The organism is Bacillus sp. Nf3, assembly GCF_003028545.1.
In the GTDB taxonomy this organism is placed as follows: domain Bacteria; phylum Bacillota; class Bacilli; order Bacillales; family Bacillaceae; genus Bacillus; species Bacillus safensis.
In genome coordinates, this window is the sequence record NZ_PYUA01000002.1 from 131,925 (window position 1) to 145,423 (window position 13,499).

Consider the following 13,499-nt stretch of genomic DNA (forward strand, 5'->3'; position numbering starts at 1 on the left):
ACAGCCGCGAAGAGATTAAGGTTGCTTTTTACATGCTCGCAATATGAACAAAATCATTCTTTTTCGGAAAGGTGAAGGTGAAGGTTGTACCTTGATCTATCGTGGAGTTGACCTCGATCGTGATATGAAGAGCGTCAGCTCCTTTTTTCGTTAAATAGAGCCCCATTCCTGTTGAGGCGGTGTCATTGTGATGTCTTGTCGAGGTAAAGCCTTTTTCAAAAATACGAGAGATGTCTCTTGGATCAATTCCTCTGCCTTGATCTGTGATTGTCAGCATGACTTGGTCATTTATTTGCTTGCTTTCAATGACAATATCGGAAGAATGGCTGTATTTGACTGCATTTGTGAGTACCTGTCTGAGCATAAAGGATAGCCATTTTGTATCACTTAATACGGTACGTTCCTCCAGCGCCAGCTCAAAGCCGATTCCTTTTTGCATGCACCATGATTGGAGCGCTTTGATTTCCTTTGCGATGATGCTTTGCAGGTCCAGCTTTTCAATGAATAAATCATTTTCGATATGACGTACTCTGCTTTGGTGCAGCTGGGCATCAAGTAATAAATGTATTCTGAGCCACTCGTACGTCATATTTGATTTCAGCTGCTGATCTGTTAAGCGGTCAATCATTAAGCGCATCGCTGTAAGGGGGGTTTTGACCTCATGTATCCAAGAGAGCAATTCATCTTTTTCTTCTTCAAGAGCGATTTTCTGCTCTGCTGCCATCCGCCGGTAGCGTGCAATTTGCTCTGACGTCGCATCATGTATGAGCTGCTCAAATGGGGAAGAGGGGGTTAGCCGCATTTGATGTTCAATGTCATCATCCCATTCTTTCAACCTCTCATAATAAGCCGTTTCTTTTCGGTATCGAAAAAAGAGAAAGACAATCATGAGAAACGTAGATAATAGCACAATATAGAAAAGAGAAGCGATGGGAATGGTCGTATCCAAATAAGCAACAAATAGAATGAGGAGCTGCAAACTAAGAAAGAAAAGAATCCAGCTTCTTCGTTCTTTTAGAAATGCCTGCAGCATCATTGATCATCCTTTTCTTTTGCAAGATAGCCTTGACCCACTTTTGTCTCAATGAAGGCGCCAAGGGAGATCTCGTCTAGTTTTTTTCTGAGCCGGTTGACGTTTACAGTCAGTGTATTGTCACTGACAAATCGTTCATCCTCCCACAATGCTTGAATGAGTGATTCCCGGCTGACGATATGATTTTTATGCTGAATCAATTCCTTGAGAATAAATAACTCATTTTTTGTTAATTCAACCTCACCGTGATCATTTGTTACGGTGTTTTTTTCTAGGTCAATGGCAGCGCCGCACCACACCTTTAGGCTGGCCGGTTCTGCATTATAATCATGCACGCGGCGAAGAACAGCATTAATTCTGGCAATGAGCACGTCAAAGTGGAAGGGCTTTTGCACAAAATCATCGGCTCCGAGCTGCATCGACATGACCATATCAGCAGGGTGGTCTCTTGAGGAGAGGAAAATAATTGGAACATTTGAATGATGCCGAATCATCCGGCACCAGTGAAAGCCATCGTATTTTGGCAGCTGTATATCAATAATGACGAGATCAGGCTGGACAGATGTGAATTCCTGCAGCACCTGATGAAAATCTTGAATCCCATAAACATCATAGGACCAGTTGACTAGACGTTCTTTGATTTCTTGGAAGAGGGTTGTATCATCTTCAATTAGTAAAATCTTAAACAAAATCAGCACCACACTTTTTGTATTCGCTTGTTGTCATTGTAGCGGAAAAAGGACCATGCCGCTAGAAGTAGACAAGAAAAAAGCAAGGGAAGAGATCCCTTGCTTCAGCTTATTTACCTAAAAAGTGCTTTTTAAAGAATGAGAGTTGGTATTCAAGTGTGATCGGGTCATTAAAATAGAATTCTTCTGCATTGGCCTCATACACACGATGTTTTTTGACAGCTGGGATGGACTTGTAAATTTTACTGTTTTGATAGGAATTGTCCATTTCGCTGTTTTTACTAATGATCATATAATCTCCAGCAAATTCAGGAATGACCTCCTGTGAAACTGCATAGTAGCCGGCTTTTAATGCTTTTTCTTTCACTTTCTCAGGCATTTTCAGTTTCATTTCCTGGTAGAGGATTTCTGTTCCGCGGCCCCATGCATCTCCAAAGACGTAGAGCTCTTTTGTGCCACTTTCAAAGACAGAAACTGTTGCATCTTTACCGATTTTTGCTTTGATTTCTTTTCCAGCTTCATCTGCACGTTTTTTGAAATCTTTTACCCAAGCTTTGGCTTCTTTTTCTTTGTTTAATACTTTTCCAATTTCAATGTGCTGCTGAAGGTAATCGACTTTGTTATACGTAAACAAAACGGTTGGTGCGATTTTTTTGAGTTTTTCTACATTTTTAGTATTGCTTAAGCCAATGATGACATCAGGTTTTAGCTTCATAATTTTCTCTACATTAGCATCCGATACTTCTTCCACATTTTTTAATTCTTTTTGGAAGCGCGGATTCTTTTTTGACCAAGAGTCAACGCCAACGATGTTCACACCAAGTGACATGACACTACCTGCGTAAGAACCTAGAACAACAACACGTTTTGGATGCGCTGGCAGCTTCACAGGGCCATTTTCAGATTGATATGTAATTTTGTCTGATGATGTTGATTGATTTCCTTTATTTGAGGAAGAGCTGCTGCTATTGCCACATGCGCTCAATGCAAGTACAAAGATGAGCATCAGAGGGAACAATATTTTCTTCATGAATGTAGACTCCTTTGAAATCGGCACATAGCCGTATATTTGGTTGAATTAGTGATAATGATAATTATTATCACTTGGATATCATATCATAGGACTGTGGGCTGTTGTCAATGACATTTTGATAGCTGGTGATAAAAAATAAAGAAGAGATTTTTTATCAAAAAAAAAGATCAAGGCAGCGTGTGTCCTGATCTTTTTTCTTATTTAAACCAGCCTTTTTCTTTTGAGCGGGTAATGGCCTCGATGCGGTTTTTCACTTCGAGCTTATCTAATATAATGGAAATGTAGTTACGAACAGTGCCGCTTTTAATACTGAGTTCTTTTGCAATTTCTTTTGTGTTTTTACCGTCTGCGACGAGTTCAAGGACCGATTTCTCTCGCTCCGTTAAAGGATTTTCATCACTATATAAGTCTTCCATTAATTCAGGGGCATACACCTTTTTCCCTTTCATCACACTGCGAATCGCACTTGCGAGTTCCTCGCTGGGGCTGTCTTTCAGCATATAGCCGCTGACGCCAGCTTTTAACGCTCTTTGGAAATAACCAGAGCGGGCAAAGGTTGTCAAAATGATGATTTTCACATCTGATCCTTTGAGCTCTTCCGCTGCATCCAGTCCGGATTTTCCCGGCATTTCAATATCCATTAAGCAAATATCAACAGCGTGTGTTTTGGCAAAATCGATGGCATCTTGACCATTAGTACCCTTTCCAACAACCGTCATATCGTCTTCTAAATCAAGAAGTGAACCGAGTGCACCAAGCAGCATTTGCTGATCTTCTGCGATAAAGATGTTGATCATTTCATCCCCTCCTTTTCTTTTGCTGCTGAATCATTTGGAATGATCATAATGAGCTTTGTCCCGTCCTTTGTCTCAATACGCAGGCGGCCATTTGCAAATTCCAATCTTTCTCTTATTCCTAAAAGGCCATGTCCTTTCGTTTGAGAGGATGGATAGTCGCCTTTAAATGTTCCGTCATCCTCAACGGTGATGATCGCTTCCTTTGATTTTTGGTGAATGGTGATTTTACAAACCGTCGCGCCACTATGTTTGACGACATTCGTCACCGCCTCTTTGATGCACATACTCACAATGTTTTCGTTCAGAAGTGAGATATGTTTCGGTGCTTCCTTTTCATCATAGACCAATTCAATTCCGGCTGCTTCGAGAATTTGCTCGATGTTCGACATTTCATCTTTAATTCGGATGCCTTTCATAGAGGAAACAATCTTTCGCACCTCATTGAGAGACGTTCTGGCAGTCTGCTGGACGCTTTTGAGTTCGGCACGAGCCTGTTCAGGATCTTTATACACGAGTTTACGGGCAAGATCACTTTTTAAACCGATCAAAGAAAGCTTTTGTCCAAGGGTGTCATGCAGGTCGCGTGCAATGCGCTGCCTTTCTTCAAGTTTCACAAGATCAGCAATCCGTTCATTGGCATATTCTAATTTCTCCTCAAGCCGTTCACGTTCCTTCCTGCTTCGAATGCTTAGGGGAAGAAGGATGGCACTAATCAATGTGATGACGACAAAAGGAATTTGTGTGAGAAACCAGCCTTTTTTTAAGATCAAACTAAAGTTCACTGCCACGGCGGCGCTCGCCAGATGGATATAGTACAAGATATAAAAGGGGACTTTTCGTTTGATATGTCCGTTAAAATAGGCGATGCAAAAAGCGAAATAAATATAGCTGTAGAGCATCACATAACCAGTTGAAATACCGATCAATAAAAGACCGAAGACATATAAAGACCAGCCTTTTGCGACAAACGCAAAACGATACACAGCGAAAAAGACGACGTTCAAAATAATGCCGATCACAATGCCTAAAGTCGAAGGTGTCTTAAAGATAAAATAGAAGGGCAGGATGAAAAAAATGGCCCATATATAAGGGGAAATCCCATGCAATTTTTGAATTTTAAACTGTTTTTTCATCCGTGTGCCACCTTTTTTCGTTTTTCATTCTTTTTCCTTACTTTATCAAATTCAGCCTATTGGTGCATCCTGTAAATGACAACAAGCCCCTTCTCGTGTAAGAAAGAGCCTGCGCCGATTATGCATTTTTCTTTAGAATGTCTCCTTTAATGACAGGTGCGGGTATCTTCTTAGATTGCCGTGCCTCTTTAAAGGTAACGAATGCTTTCGTTTCTTCATCCCAAAGTCTAAATTTCATTGACTCGATACTTGTTTTTAAAGTGATGGTTGGAACATTTTGAAGCGGCTCACTATGATCATGTGCATGCTCCAAGTGATAATTCGGTACCCTCGGACTTAAATGATGGACATGGTGATAACCGATATTGCCTGTTAACCACTGAAGTAGTTTTGGCAATTTGTAAAAAGAACTGCCTTCTACAGCTGCCTGCACATAGTTCCAATGTTCATCTGCTTCAAAGTAAGAGTCCTCAAACGTATGCTGTACATAAAACAACCATACACCGATAGATCCTGAGATTAGGAAGATCGGACCTTGAACAAGCAGGAATTCCTGCCAGCCAAAAAGAAGACATGTTGCGGCTGCTAACGCAATGATGCTCACGTTTGTGAAATACGTGTTCCAACGCTCTTTTTTACGAGCATTTTTGACGTTGAAACGGTTTTTTAAGAGAAAGACAAAGATCGGTCCTAAAATAAACATCACAAAAGGGTTACGATAAAATCTGTAGCGAAATTTCGTCCATGCTGATGCTTCTTGATATTCTTTGACTGTTAGAAGCCAAATGTCGCCAGTACCTCGTTTGTCTAAATTACTGCTTGTGGCATGGTGAATTGAATGATCTCGTTGCCATTGAAGATAAGGGAAAAGGGTGAGTACGCCCGTTAAAAAACCGAATAGGTGATTTAGCGGCTTCTGTTTAAAGAAGGATTGATGGCAGCAGTCGTGAAAAATAATAAAGACACGTACTAAAAAACCAGCTGCAATAACCGCAAAGAAGAGGGTTAAAAGGTAGGAGATATTCAGGCTATAATAGGCAAGAAACCAAAGCCCTAAAAATGGAATGAATGTATTAAAGAGTTGAATGATACTTTTTTTCGAATCAGCACCAGAGAATTGACCCACTTGTTTTCTTAAAGTAGCTTGCTGCTGTGTGTTTGTTGAAGTCGTCATGAACGTTCAAGTCCTTTCCGTTTCTTTCTACTTCAAAGTATAGAAGGAAAGGTGTCATGCTCATAGTAGCACCCATCATGTATTCAATATGACATTTGTCATGTTTGTCATCAAAAAGGCTGATGGGATCAACGTTTGTGCGCTTATTACATCATCAATAAAAAAGTAAAGGCGCTGGGCCTTTACTTTTTATGAACGTGCTTCATGTACTTTTAACTGCTTGCCTTTAATGGTTGTGTGACGCATGGCATTCAGCACAAGAGGGCCTTTGCCGTTTAAAATATCTACATATGTTTTCGTGTCTTGAATTGTAATAATCCCAATGTCATCGAATGCAACACCATCTATTTTGGCAATGGTCCCAACGAAATCAACAGCTCGCAGCTTCTTTTTCTTTCCGCCGTTAAAATAAAGCTTCATAATATCCTTCTCAACGCCTGCCTGTTTATTTTCCTTTTGAATAGGCGTTTCAATCTTTTCTTCAAAGCTTTCTACATGCTTTTCTGCTTCTTCCTTCGTTGGATAAGGCTGAGTTTGAAAAACTATGCCGGCATCCTGCTTTAATTCATCAATAAGCGGCTTAGCATTCTTTGTCATAAACGCAATCGTTTTTCCGCTTTTTCCCGCTCTGCCTGTTCTACCAGTTCGGTGAATATAGCGCTCTTTTTCATAAGGAAGATCATAATGAATGACATGTGTCATATCACTGACATCAATTCCCCGGGCTGCTATATCTGTTGCGATCAGATAACGGAATTCACCTTTTTTAAATTCATCCATCACATCAAAGCGGTCTTCCTGTCTCATGCCGCCGTGAATTTTGTCACAGGGCACATCCCATTCATCCAGCTTCATCGTGAGTTCATTCACCCGTTCCTGTGTATTACAGAAAATAATGCAGCTATCTGGATTTTCAATGACGATCGTCCGCTGAAGAAGGGAGAATTTCGATTCCTCTTCTGTTTCAATTACGGTGTGGGTGATTTGCGGTACAGACGTTTCTTCACGTGCGATCTCAATGATTTTCGGTGATTGTAAAAACTGTTCACTCAATTTCTTCATATCATCAGACATTGTCGCTGAAAATAGCATCGACATGCGCTTTGGCGGCAGATACTGAATAATAGAAGAGACTTGATCGATAAATCCCATGTTCAGCATTTCATCCGCTTCATCTAACACGAAAAATTTGAGATTTTCTAAAGAAAGGGTGCCTTTCTCAAGGTGATCCAAAATGCGGCCTGGTGTCCCGCACACAATATGGTTTTTCTGTGAAAGCTCTACTTTCTGCGCTTGAAAAGAGGCTTTTCCAAAAATGGCTGCGGCTTTGATTCGTTTGAATCGTCCAAGGCTTGTGAGGTCTTGTTTGACCTGCATGGCGAGTTCTCGTGTCGGAACGAGGATAAGGGCTTGAGGCTTATTTTCAGCCCAATCAACCATTTCACAAATCGGCAGACCATATGCTGCAGTCTTGCCGCTGCCAGTCTGAGATTTGACGATTAAATCCTGCTTTGAAAAAGCAACAGATAATGTCTCGTGCTGAACGGGTGTAGGTGTATGGAAGTGAAGAGCTTCTAACGCTTGTTTCAATTCATCACTTAATGGATATTGATCAAAATGTTGTAATGTCATCGTGTTCTCCTTTTCGTACATTCATACTTGTGACATCATACCATAACCATGACCGTGAATGAAAAGACATAAAAAAAGCCCCATAAAGGAGCTTTAAATCCTCAATAATCCGAAAGATTAAAGGAATCTGCGTTTTACTTTTTCCCAGTAAGAGTTGTCTTTTAATTTCACCGTTTTAATCACTTTTCCTGAAAGGCCAATGTCAATTTGCTTGACGTGTTTTGTGCCGAGCGCTTCGTTATCAAGGCCAATAATTGGATGATCGTTTCCATCCTGCACCACTTTCAGCGTCAGCTTGCGGTCACTGCTTAAGATGAAAGGAGCGCCTAATGTACGGTACGAGTTGTTATTCAGCGATGCAAGCTCTGTGACCTGCATACAAGGAAGCATCGGATCAACCACTGCGCCACTCACGGATTTATTGTAAGCCGTTGAACCAGTCGGAGTGGAAATAATCATGCCGTCGCCTCTAAAAGTTTCAAAGTGGAAATCATCTATATACACATCGATCACAAATGTTTTAATAATGCTGGAGCGGATCGACAGTTCATTTAAGCAATGGAACTGATTTGTACTGTCAACGCTTACATCGATGATCGGATATTTTCTCACTTCAAGCTGTTCAGTGTTCATGGCATCAATCATTTTATCAAAATGCTCTAACGAGAAATCACAGTATAGATGCGTATTCTCTGATTTTGATACCCCTACATACAAGCAGTCATCCCGGAAGTTCGTTTTGCGGACTGCTTGAAGAAATGTGCCATCCCCGCCAATTGAAGCAATAATATGGGCATCCTCTGCACGCTTGACGACGTGAAAGCCTTGATCAGTAGCGAGCTTCTCGAGAGAAGAAATGTGTCCATCCAATTCATGATCTTTTTTGTAAAAGAAAAATACATTGCGTCGATTGTCTGTCATTGACGTTCTCCCCTTTGCTGTCAAAAATAATTTCCAATAATAAAGGGCTTACATGAAAACCCTTGCTCACATTTTACACTTTTTTCATATGAAAGTAAAAACATTAGAGAGAACATCTAATGATCAGATTTGCATGATGAGAAATGAGTCGATGTGAGTGATTCGAAATGGCTGAATCCTGAGCATAATTGAATAGCCGTTTTCTCATGGAAGAATGGTTTAGGTGTTTCGTTGCGGTGAAGATCTAGCCTATTAGGTGCAGGGAGAGGATAAAAAAACCAATTTTTCGTCATGCGCTTGTATACGTAGACGATGTAAAGTTGATCGTTATTTAAGAGAGGTGCTATCATATGCCTACATGAAATGTAAAAAAACCACAATTCCTGTGAAACATTTCATGTGGGCATTCGTATGAATGAAGTGAGATCAAAAGGAGGAGAAAAAGATGAATGCGAAAAGATGGGTAGCGCTAATTATTGCACTTGGTGTTTTCGGATTTTCAATTGTGATTAGTGTCACGATGGCCTTGTTCGATAGCTTCAATGACAATAAAATGAGCTATCAATTCGGGGATGAAATAGAAGAGAATGTACTAGAGAATGGCAGCGGTGCAGGCAAGATTGCTGTTCTTGAGATTAATGGAACCATTCAAGATAATGGCGGCGCCTCGAGCCTATTAGGCGGAGAAGGGTATGATCATCGTGCATTCCTCAAGGAACTAGATAAAGCGAAAGAGGATGCTTCGGTAAAAGGCGTACTGCTGCGCGTTAACTCTCCTGGCGGCGGTGTCTATGAAAGTGCTGAAATACATAAAAAATTAGAAGAAGTGAAAAAAGCGAAGAAGCCGATTTACGTATCTATGGGCTCAATGGCAGCTTCTGGCGGCTACTACGTGTCAACTCCAGCGAAGAAAATCTTTGCTTCACCTGAAACATTAACAGGATCACTAGGTGTTATTATGCAGAGCTTGAATTATTCAAAGCTGGCAGATAATTTGGGGATTAAATATGAAACAATTAAGAGCGGGAAGTTCAAAGACATCATGTCTCCTAACCGTGATATGACAAAAGATGAGCGTAATATCATGCAAAGCATGGTCGATAACTCTTACGAAGGATTTGTCAAAGTGATCTCTGAAGGACGAGGCATGTCAAAACAGGAAGTCAAGAAAATTGCTGACGGCCGAGTATATGACGGGACACAGGCAAAATCGAACGGATTAGTCGATGAGCTTGGGTATTATGAAGATGCATTAAAAGCGATGAAGAAAAATGAAAAAGGCTTAAAAGGAGCAACAGTGGTCAGCTATTCTCAAAGCTTTGGCTGGAACTCACTCTTTAACATGAGTGCAAGCAAGCTCTTTAAAAGCGAAATCGATTTTCTGAATTTAAAAGAAACACTGGCTGGCTCAAATGGTTCTAAACCGATGTATCTCTATTCAAAATAAAGGAGGGATCATAGATGGATTCTACATTCGATGAAGTAAGCGAAAGCCGCAGCCAAGAGGAAGAATCGAAGCCGGCCTTTGTGAAGCGCGCTTCAATTGAAGCACAGGCGTTTGCAGGTTTTTGGATTAGATTTTGGGCGTTTATTCTTGATTGGCTCGTCGTCTGGGGTGTCAACCATTTGACGGTTTCTCCAATCTTTAGTCTGTTTGGCTGGTCCAAAGGAGGGGGATGGTTTTCTCCATTTTCCGTCACAACGACAATTGTATTCCTCCTTTATTTCGCCATCATGACGAAAATCTTTCAGCAAACACTCGGCAAGATGGTGTTTGGAATTAAAGTGGTCTCACTTCAGCCTGAGAAGAAGCTGGCATGGGATGTTATTTTCTTTAGAGAGATTGTGGGACGTTACATTAATACGATCTTTGTTCTCTATGCTATCGTTGGGTTCTCGCCGAAAAAGCAAGGGGTTCATGATTACTTTGCTGATACGGTGGTTGTCCATGAACATTTATATGAAAAAACTGAATCAAACGTATAATCAGAGGAGTTTGGCCGCGTACCGGTCAAACTCTTTTTTTGTTGATTGGGTATAAAATCCAGAATGAGAGCCATAATCGTAGGGGAAGCATCATTTGTTATGGAGGAAGTGAGCACAGTGCTTTACGTTTGGATCGCCGCGTTGTTGTTTCTTGTGATCTTATTGATTTTCATGAAAGTAACCATTTCGCTGGACTATTCGCATACAAACGACAATGACCATATTGCACTGAAGGTCATCACCTTATATGGATTGGTCAGACTCAAAAAAGAGATTCCGATGGTGAGAGTCAATCCAGAAGACCAAACGATTGATATTCGTGAAAAGAAAATGGAGAGCGCCAAAACCCCTGATCACGAAAAAGAATCGATGCATAAAAAAGTAGGAAAACGTGATATGAAGCAAATCCTTCATCAAATGGAACGCATCACAAAAGAGATTGTCGATTTAAACCGGATCATGCGCAAGTTCTTCATTCACATAAGGGTTGTCTCATTTCACTGGTCGACATGGATCGGCTTTCATGACGCCGCTTTAACAGGTGTAGCAGCCGGCGGTGTGTGGTCAGTTAAAGGAGCGCTGCTTGCCTTTATGCAGGAGCATCTCACCTTTAAGCATAAACCAGTATATGAAGTCATTCCGGCCTTTCAGCACAACGTATCACAGACTCAGTTTACATGTATAGCTTATTTTCGTATTGGACATGCTATGCTTGCAGCCATTCGTTTACTTGTCCATTGGTTAAAAGGGAGAAAGGCGAGAAAAAGTGCCTCTCTTCAAGCAACGAAGAATGAATCATCTGTTTAAGGAGGAACCCGAAAATGGCAGATCATCCAATCCAAGGTCTCATGAAGACAGCGATGGAAAACTTAAAAGAAATGATAGATGTGAATACAATCATCGGCGATCCAGTCGAAACCCCTGACGGCAGTGTCATTCTCACTGTGTCAAAAGTTGGTTTTGGATTTGCAGCCGGCGGCAGTGAATTTAACGGGAACCAAAAGAAGGAAAAGCGTTCTGATGATCAAGAACGAAAAGAACCGAGACTCCCATTTGGCGGCGGAAGCGGCGGCGGGGTGTCGATTACACCAATTGCCTTCTTAATTGTAGGAACAAACGGAGTTCGAATGCTTCATTTGGATGAACACACACATCTGCTCGATAAAATATTGGATTCTGCTCCTCAAGCAATTGAACGTCTTCAGCACATGTTTAAGAAGGATGAGCGGGAGCACCGTCATAAAGAACGAAAACTAGATGACATAGACCTTTAAAAAGTTAGCTGCGCTGCAGTTAACTTTTTTTTCAAAATGGACGATTAGGCTTTGCAGTTTTTTGCTTTCTCTACTATGATAGAACCATACATTTGAAAAGGGAGGAATTGTTTTGGCATCGATCACATTTAAAGGAAGTCCTGTCACGCTTGTAGGAAATGAAGTAAAAGTAGGCGAGCAGGCTCCTGATTTTACGGTTTTAACGAACTCACTTGGAGAAGTTTCACTTTCTGATTTAGCAGGAAAAGTGACGATCATCTCAGTGATTCCTTCTATTGATACAGGTGTGTGTGACGCACAAACAAGACGTTTCAATGAAGAGGCAGCGGGTTTAGGTCCGGTCAATATTTATACGATTAGTGCAGACCTTCCATTTGCACAAGCACGCTGGTGCGGAGCAAACGGAATTGAAAATGTCGAAACATTATCTGATCACAGAGATATGTCATTTGGTGAAGCATTCGGAGTGTATATGAAAGAATTGCGTTTATTGGCGCGCGCAGTCTTCGTATTAGACCCTAACGGAAAAGTGGTTTACACTGAATACGTAAGTGAAGCAACGAATCACCCAAATTATGAAAAAGCCATTGAAGCTGCAAAATCACTGTTATAAAAGCAGCATCGACAAGAGCTCCGGCTTCAACCTGGGGCTCTTTTCAATGAGAACATATAGCTTTTAACAAAGCGAGGAGAGAAAAGCATTGCAGAAAGATCAAGTAAGTACTATTTTTGAACTGCTCGATACAGCTTCTATTCGATTGAAAAAGGAACAGAGCATTTCCTATATTGAGGCATTGGCAGAAGCAGGAGAAGCCTTTTTCCAAGCAAATGATCGAAACGGTTTATTAAAGGATTTAATAGAGAAAGCAGATTTTGCTTCTTATGATCATGAGCAGATTCGTAAAGCGTTTCAGCTCGCCGTATTGAAAGGTCAAAAGGATATTTCTCATCCAAATCGCCAGATGACGCCAGATACGATTGGACTGTTTGTCAGCTATTTGGTGAATAAATTTTTAGAAGGTCAAAAAGAGCTTGTTGTCTTTGATCCAGCAGCGGGAACAGGAAACTTACTGCTTGCGGTCTTAAACAATCTTACGGCAGAAACTAAGCGCGGCTTTGCGTCTGAAATTGATGATGTGCTCATTAAAATTGCTTGGGCCCAGGCGAATTTAGAGGAGAAAGAAGTCGAGCTTTTCCACCAGGATAGTCTTGAACCGCTTCTGATCTCACCGGCAGATGTCACTGTATGCAGCCTGCCAGTCGGCTATTATCCAAATGATGAGCGTGCAGCAGACTTTACATTAAAGGCAAAAGAAGGACATGCCTTTGCCCATTATCTATTCATTGAACAAAGCCTCCGCTATACAAAAGAAGGCGGCTTCTTATTCTTCATCATTCCAAACGACTTGTTTGAAGGAAAAGAGAGCGTACAATTAAAGGATTTCATTAAAGACCATGCGTATATGAATGCGTTAATTCAGCTGCCAGTGTCCATGTTTAAGGATAAAAAACACGCCAAAAGCTTATTTGTGATGCAAAAGAAAAAAGAAGGGCTGGAAGCACCAAAACGAATGCTGTTTGCCAATCTTCCATCTTTCTCACAAAAGGAAGCAATGGTCGGTGTGATGCGAAAACTAGACCAGTGGTTTATAGAAGAAAAAGAAACGAAAGAATAGCCAGAGTTATTTCTGGCTATTTTACTATTCAGAAAATAATGACTTATTGATGTAAGCGATAACAGTTTGAAGGTGCACTTGAAATGCAAAGTTTTCAATGTTTAAATGAAAAAGTCAGATATTTTTCGGACTTATCGTTAAACTATAAAAG

The 13,499-nt window shown here is 40.9% G+C and carries 14 protein-coding genes; 6 read left to right on the forward strand and 8 right to left on the reverse strand.

Translation table 11 applies throughout. The annotated features are described in order from the left end of the window. Positions 1 to 28 precede the first annotated feature (28 nt). The 8 genes from C9414_RS05455 to C9414_RS05490 form a co-directional block, all read right to left on the reverse strand. A complete protein-coding gene (locus tag C9414_RS05455) occupies positions 29 to 1,033 on the reverse strand; it encodes a sensor histidine kinase (RefSeq protein ID WP_047203766.1) in 1,005 nt (334 codons plus the stop codon). Beyond that, positions 1,033 to 1,722 carry a response regulator transcription factor gene (locus C9414_RS05460; protein WP_107163232.1) on the reverse strand — a complete coding sequence of 230 codons (690 nt, stop codon included), beginning with the start codon at positions 1,720 to 1,722 and terminating at the stop codon, positions 1,033 to 1,035. Before C9414_RS05460 ends, C9414_RS05455 begins: the two co-directional genes overlap by 1 nt. Before the next feature lie 109 nt (positions 1,723 to 1,831). Beyond that, positions 1,832 to 2,752, reverse strand: coding sequence for an iron-hydroxamate ABC transporter substrate-binding protein (locus C9414_RS05465; RefSeq protein WP_039180614.1), 921 nt, complete (start codon positions 2,750 to 2,752; stop codon positions 1,832 to 1,834). Positions 2,753 to 2,952: 200 nt separating this feature from the next. Further along, positions 2,953 to 3,552 carry a response regulator transcription factor gene (locus C9414_RS05470; protein WP_039180611.1) on the reverse strand — a complete coding sequence of 200 codons (600 nt, stop codon included), beginning with the start codon at positions 3,550 to 3,552 and terminating at the stop codon, positions 2,953 to 2,955. After that, on the reverse strand, positions 3,549 to 4,685 hold the full coding sequence (locus C9414_RS05475) for a sensor histidine kinase (RefSeq protein WP_039183258.1): 1,137 nt from the start codon (positions 4,683 to 4,685) through the stop codon (positions 3,549 to 3,551). Before C9414_RS05475 ends, C9414_RS05470 begins: the two co-directional genes overlap by 4 nt. 118 nt (positions 4,686 to 4,803) lie before the next feature. Further along, entirely contained in the window at positions 4,804 to 5,859 is a 1,056-nt protein-coding gene (desA, locus tag C9414_RS05480; protein ID WP_107163233.1) for a Delta(5) desaturase DesA, read from the reverse strand. Positions 5,860 to 6,048: 189 nt separating this feature from the next. Further along, complete coding sequence (locus C9414_RS05485; RefSeq protein WP_107163234.1) at positions 6,049 to 7,491, reverse strand: DEAD/DEAH box helicase; 1,443 nt, start codon at positions 7,489 to 7,491, stop codon at positions 6,049 to 6,051. 117 nt (positions 7,492 to 7,608) lie between these two features. Beyond that, the gene (locus C9414_RS05490) at positions 7,609 to 8,412 is read right to left on the reverse strand and encodes an NAD kinase (protein WP_024424814.1); all 804 of its coding nucleotides are present in this window, start codon (positions 8,410 to 8,412) and stop codon (positions 7,609 to 7,611) included. 445 nt (positions 8,413 to 8,857) lie between these two features. Between C9414_RS05490 and sppA the strand changes: the two genes are divergently transcribed. The 6 genes from sppA (at position 8,858) to C9414_RS05520 (ending at position 13,348) form a co-directional block, all read left to right on the forward strand. Beyond that, positions 8,858 to 9,859 carry a signal peptide peptidase SppA gene (gene sppA / locus C9414_RS05495; protein WP_047203771.1) on the forward strand — a complete coding sequence of 334 codons (1,002 nt, stop codon included), beginning with the start codon at positions 8,858 to 8,860 and terminating at the stop codon, positions 9,857 to 9,859. Positions 9,860 to 9,873: 14 nt separating this feature from the next. Then, positions 9,874 to 10,398 (forward strand): RDD family protein, encoded by a 525-nt coding sequence (locus C9414_RS05500; RefSeq protein WP_041086612.1) that lies wholly within the window; start codon positions 9,874 to 9,876, stop codon positions 10,396 to 10,398. Positions 10,399 to 10,497: 99 nt separating this feature from the next. Then, complete coding sequence (locus tag C9414_RS05505; protein WP_047203772.1) at positions 10,498 to 11,205, forward strand: DUF2953 domain-containing protein; 708 nt, start codon at positions 10,498 to 10,500, stop codon at positions 11,203 to 11,205. Between the two features lie 14 nt (positions 11,206 to 11,219). After that, positions 11,220 to 11,672, forward strand: coding sequence for a GerW family sporulation protein (gene ytfJ / locus C9414_RS05510; RefSeq protein ID WP_024424811.1), 453 nt, complete (start codon positions 11,220 to 11,222; stop codon positions 11,670 to 11,672). A gap of 112 nt (positions 11,673 to 11,784) precedes the next feature. Beyond that, a complete protein-coding gene (gene tpx, locus C9414_RS05515; protein ID WP_024424810.1) occupies positions 11,785 to 12,285 on the forward strand; it encodes a thiol peroxidase in 501 nt (166 codons plus the stop codon). An 88-nt stretch (positions 12,286 to 12,373) separates the two neighbouring features. Beyond that, positions 12,374 to 13,348, forward strand: coding sequence for a class I SAM-dependent methyltransferase (locus tag C9414_RS05520; protein ID WP_107163235.1), 975 nt, complete (start codon positions 12,374 to 12,376; stop codon positions 13,346 to 13,348). Positions 13,349 to 13,499: the final 151 nt, after the last annotated feature.

Coding starts and splice junctions, on each gene's coding strand:
- C9414_RS05455 (WP_047203766.1), bottom strand. CDS start 1,033: ATGCTGCAGGCATTTCTAAAAGAACGAAGAAGCTGGATTCTTTTCTTT.
- C9414_RS05465 (WP_039180614.1), bottom strand. CDS start 2,752: ATGAAGAAAATATTGTTCCCTCTGATGCTCATCTTTGTACTTGCATTG.
- C9414_RS05470 (WP_039180611.1), bottom strand. CDS start 3,552: ATGATCAACATCTTTATCGCAGAAGATCAGCAAATGCTGCTTGGTGCA.
- C9414_RS05475 (WP_039183258.1), bottom strand. CDS start 4,685: ATGAAAAAACAGTTTAAAATTCAAAAATTGCATGGGATTTCCCCTTAT.
- desA (WP_107163233.1), bottom strand. CDS start 5,859: ATGACGACTTCAACAAACACACAGCAGCAAGCTACTTTAAGAAAACAA.
- C9414_RS05485 (WP_107163234.1), bottom strand. CDS start 7,491: ATGACATTACAACATTTTGATCAATATCCATTAAGTGATGAATTGAAA.
- C9414_RS05490 (WP_024424814.1), bottom strand. CDS start 8,412: ATGACAGACAATCGACGCAATGTATTTTTCTTTTACAAAAAAGATCAT.
- sppA (WP_047203771.1), top strand. CDS start 8,858: ATGAATGCGAAAAGATGGGTAGCGCTAATTATTGCACTTGGTGTTTTC.
- C9414_RS05500 (WP_041086612.1), top strand. CDS start 9,874: ATGGATTCTACATTCGATGAAGTAAGCGAAAGCCGCAGCCAAGAGGAA.
- C9414_RS05505 (WP_047203772.1), top strand. CDS start 10,498: ATGGAGGAAGTGAGCACAGTGCTTTACGTTTGGATCGCCGCGTTGTTG.
- ytfJ (WP_024424811.1), top strand. CDS start 11,220: ATGGCAGATCATCCAATCCAAGGTCTCATGAAGACAGCGATGGAAAAC.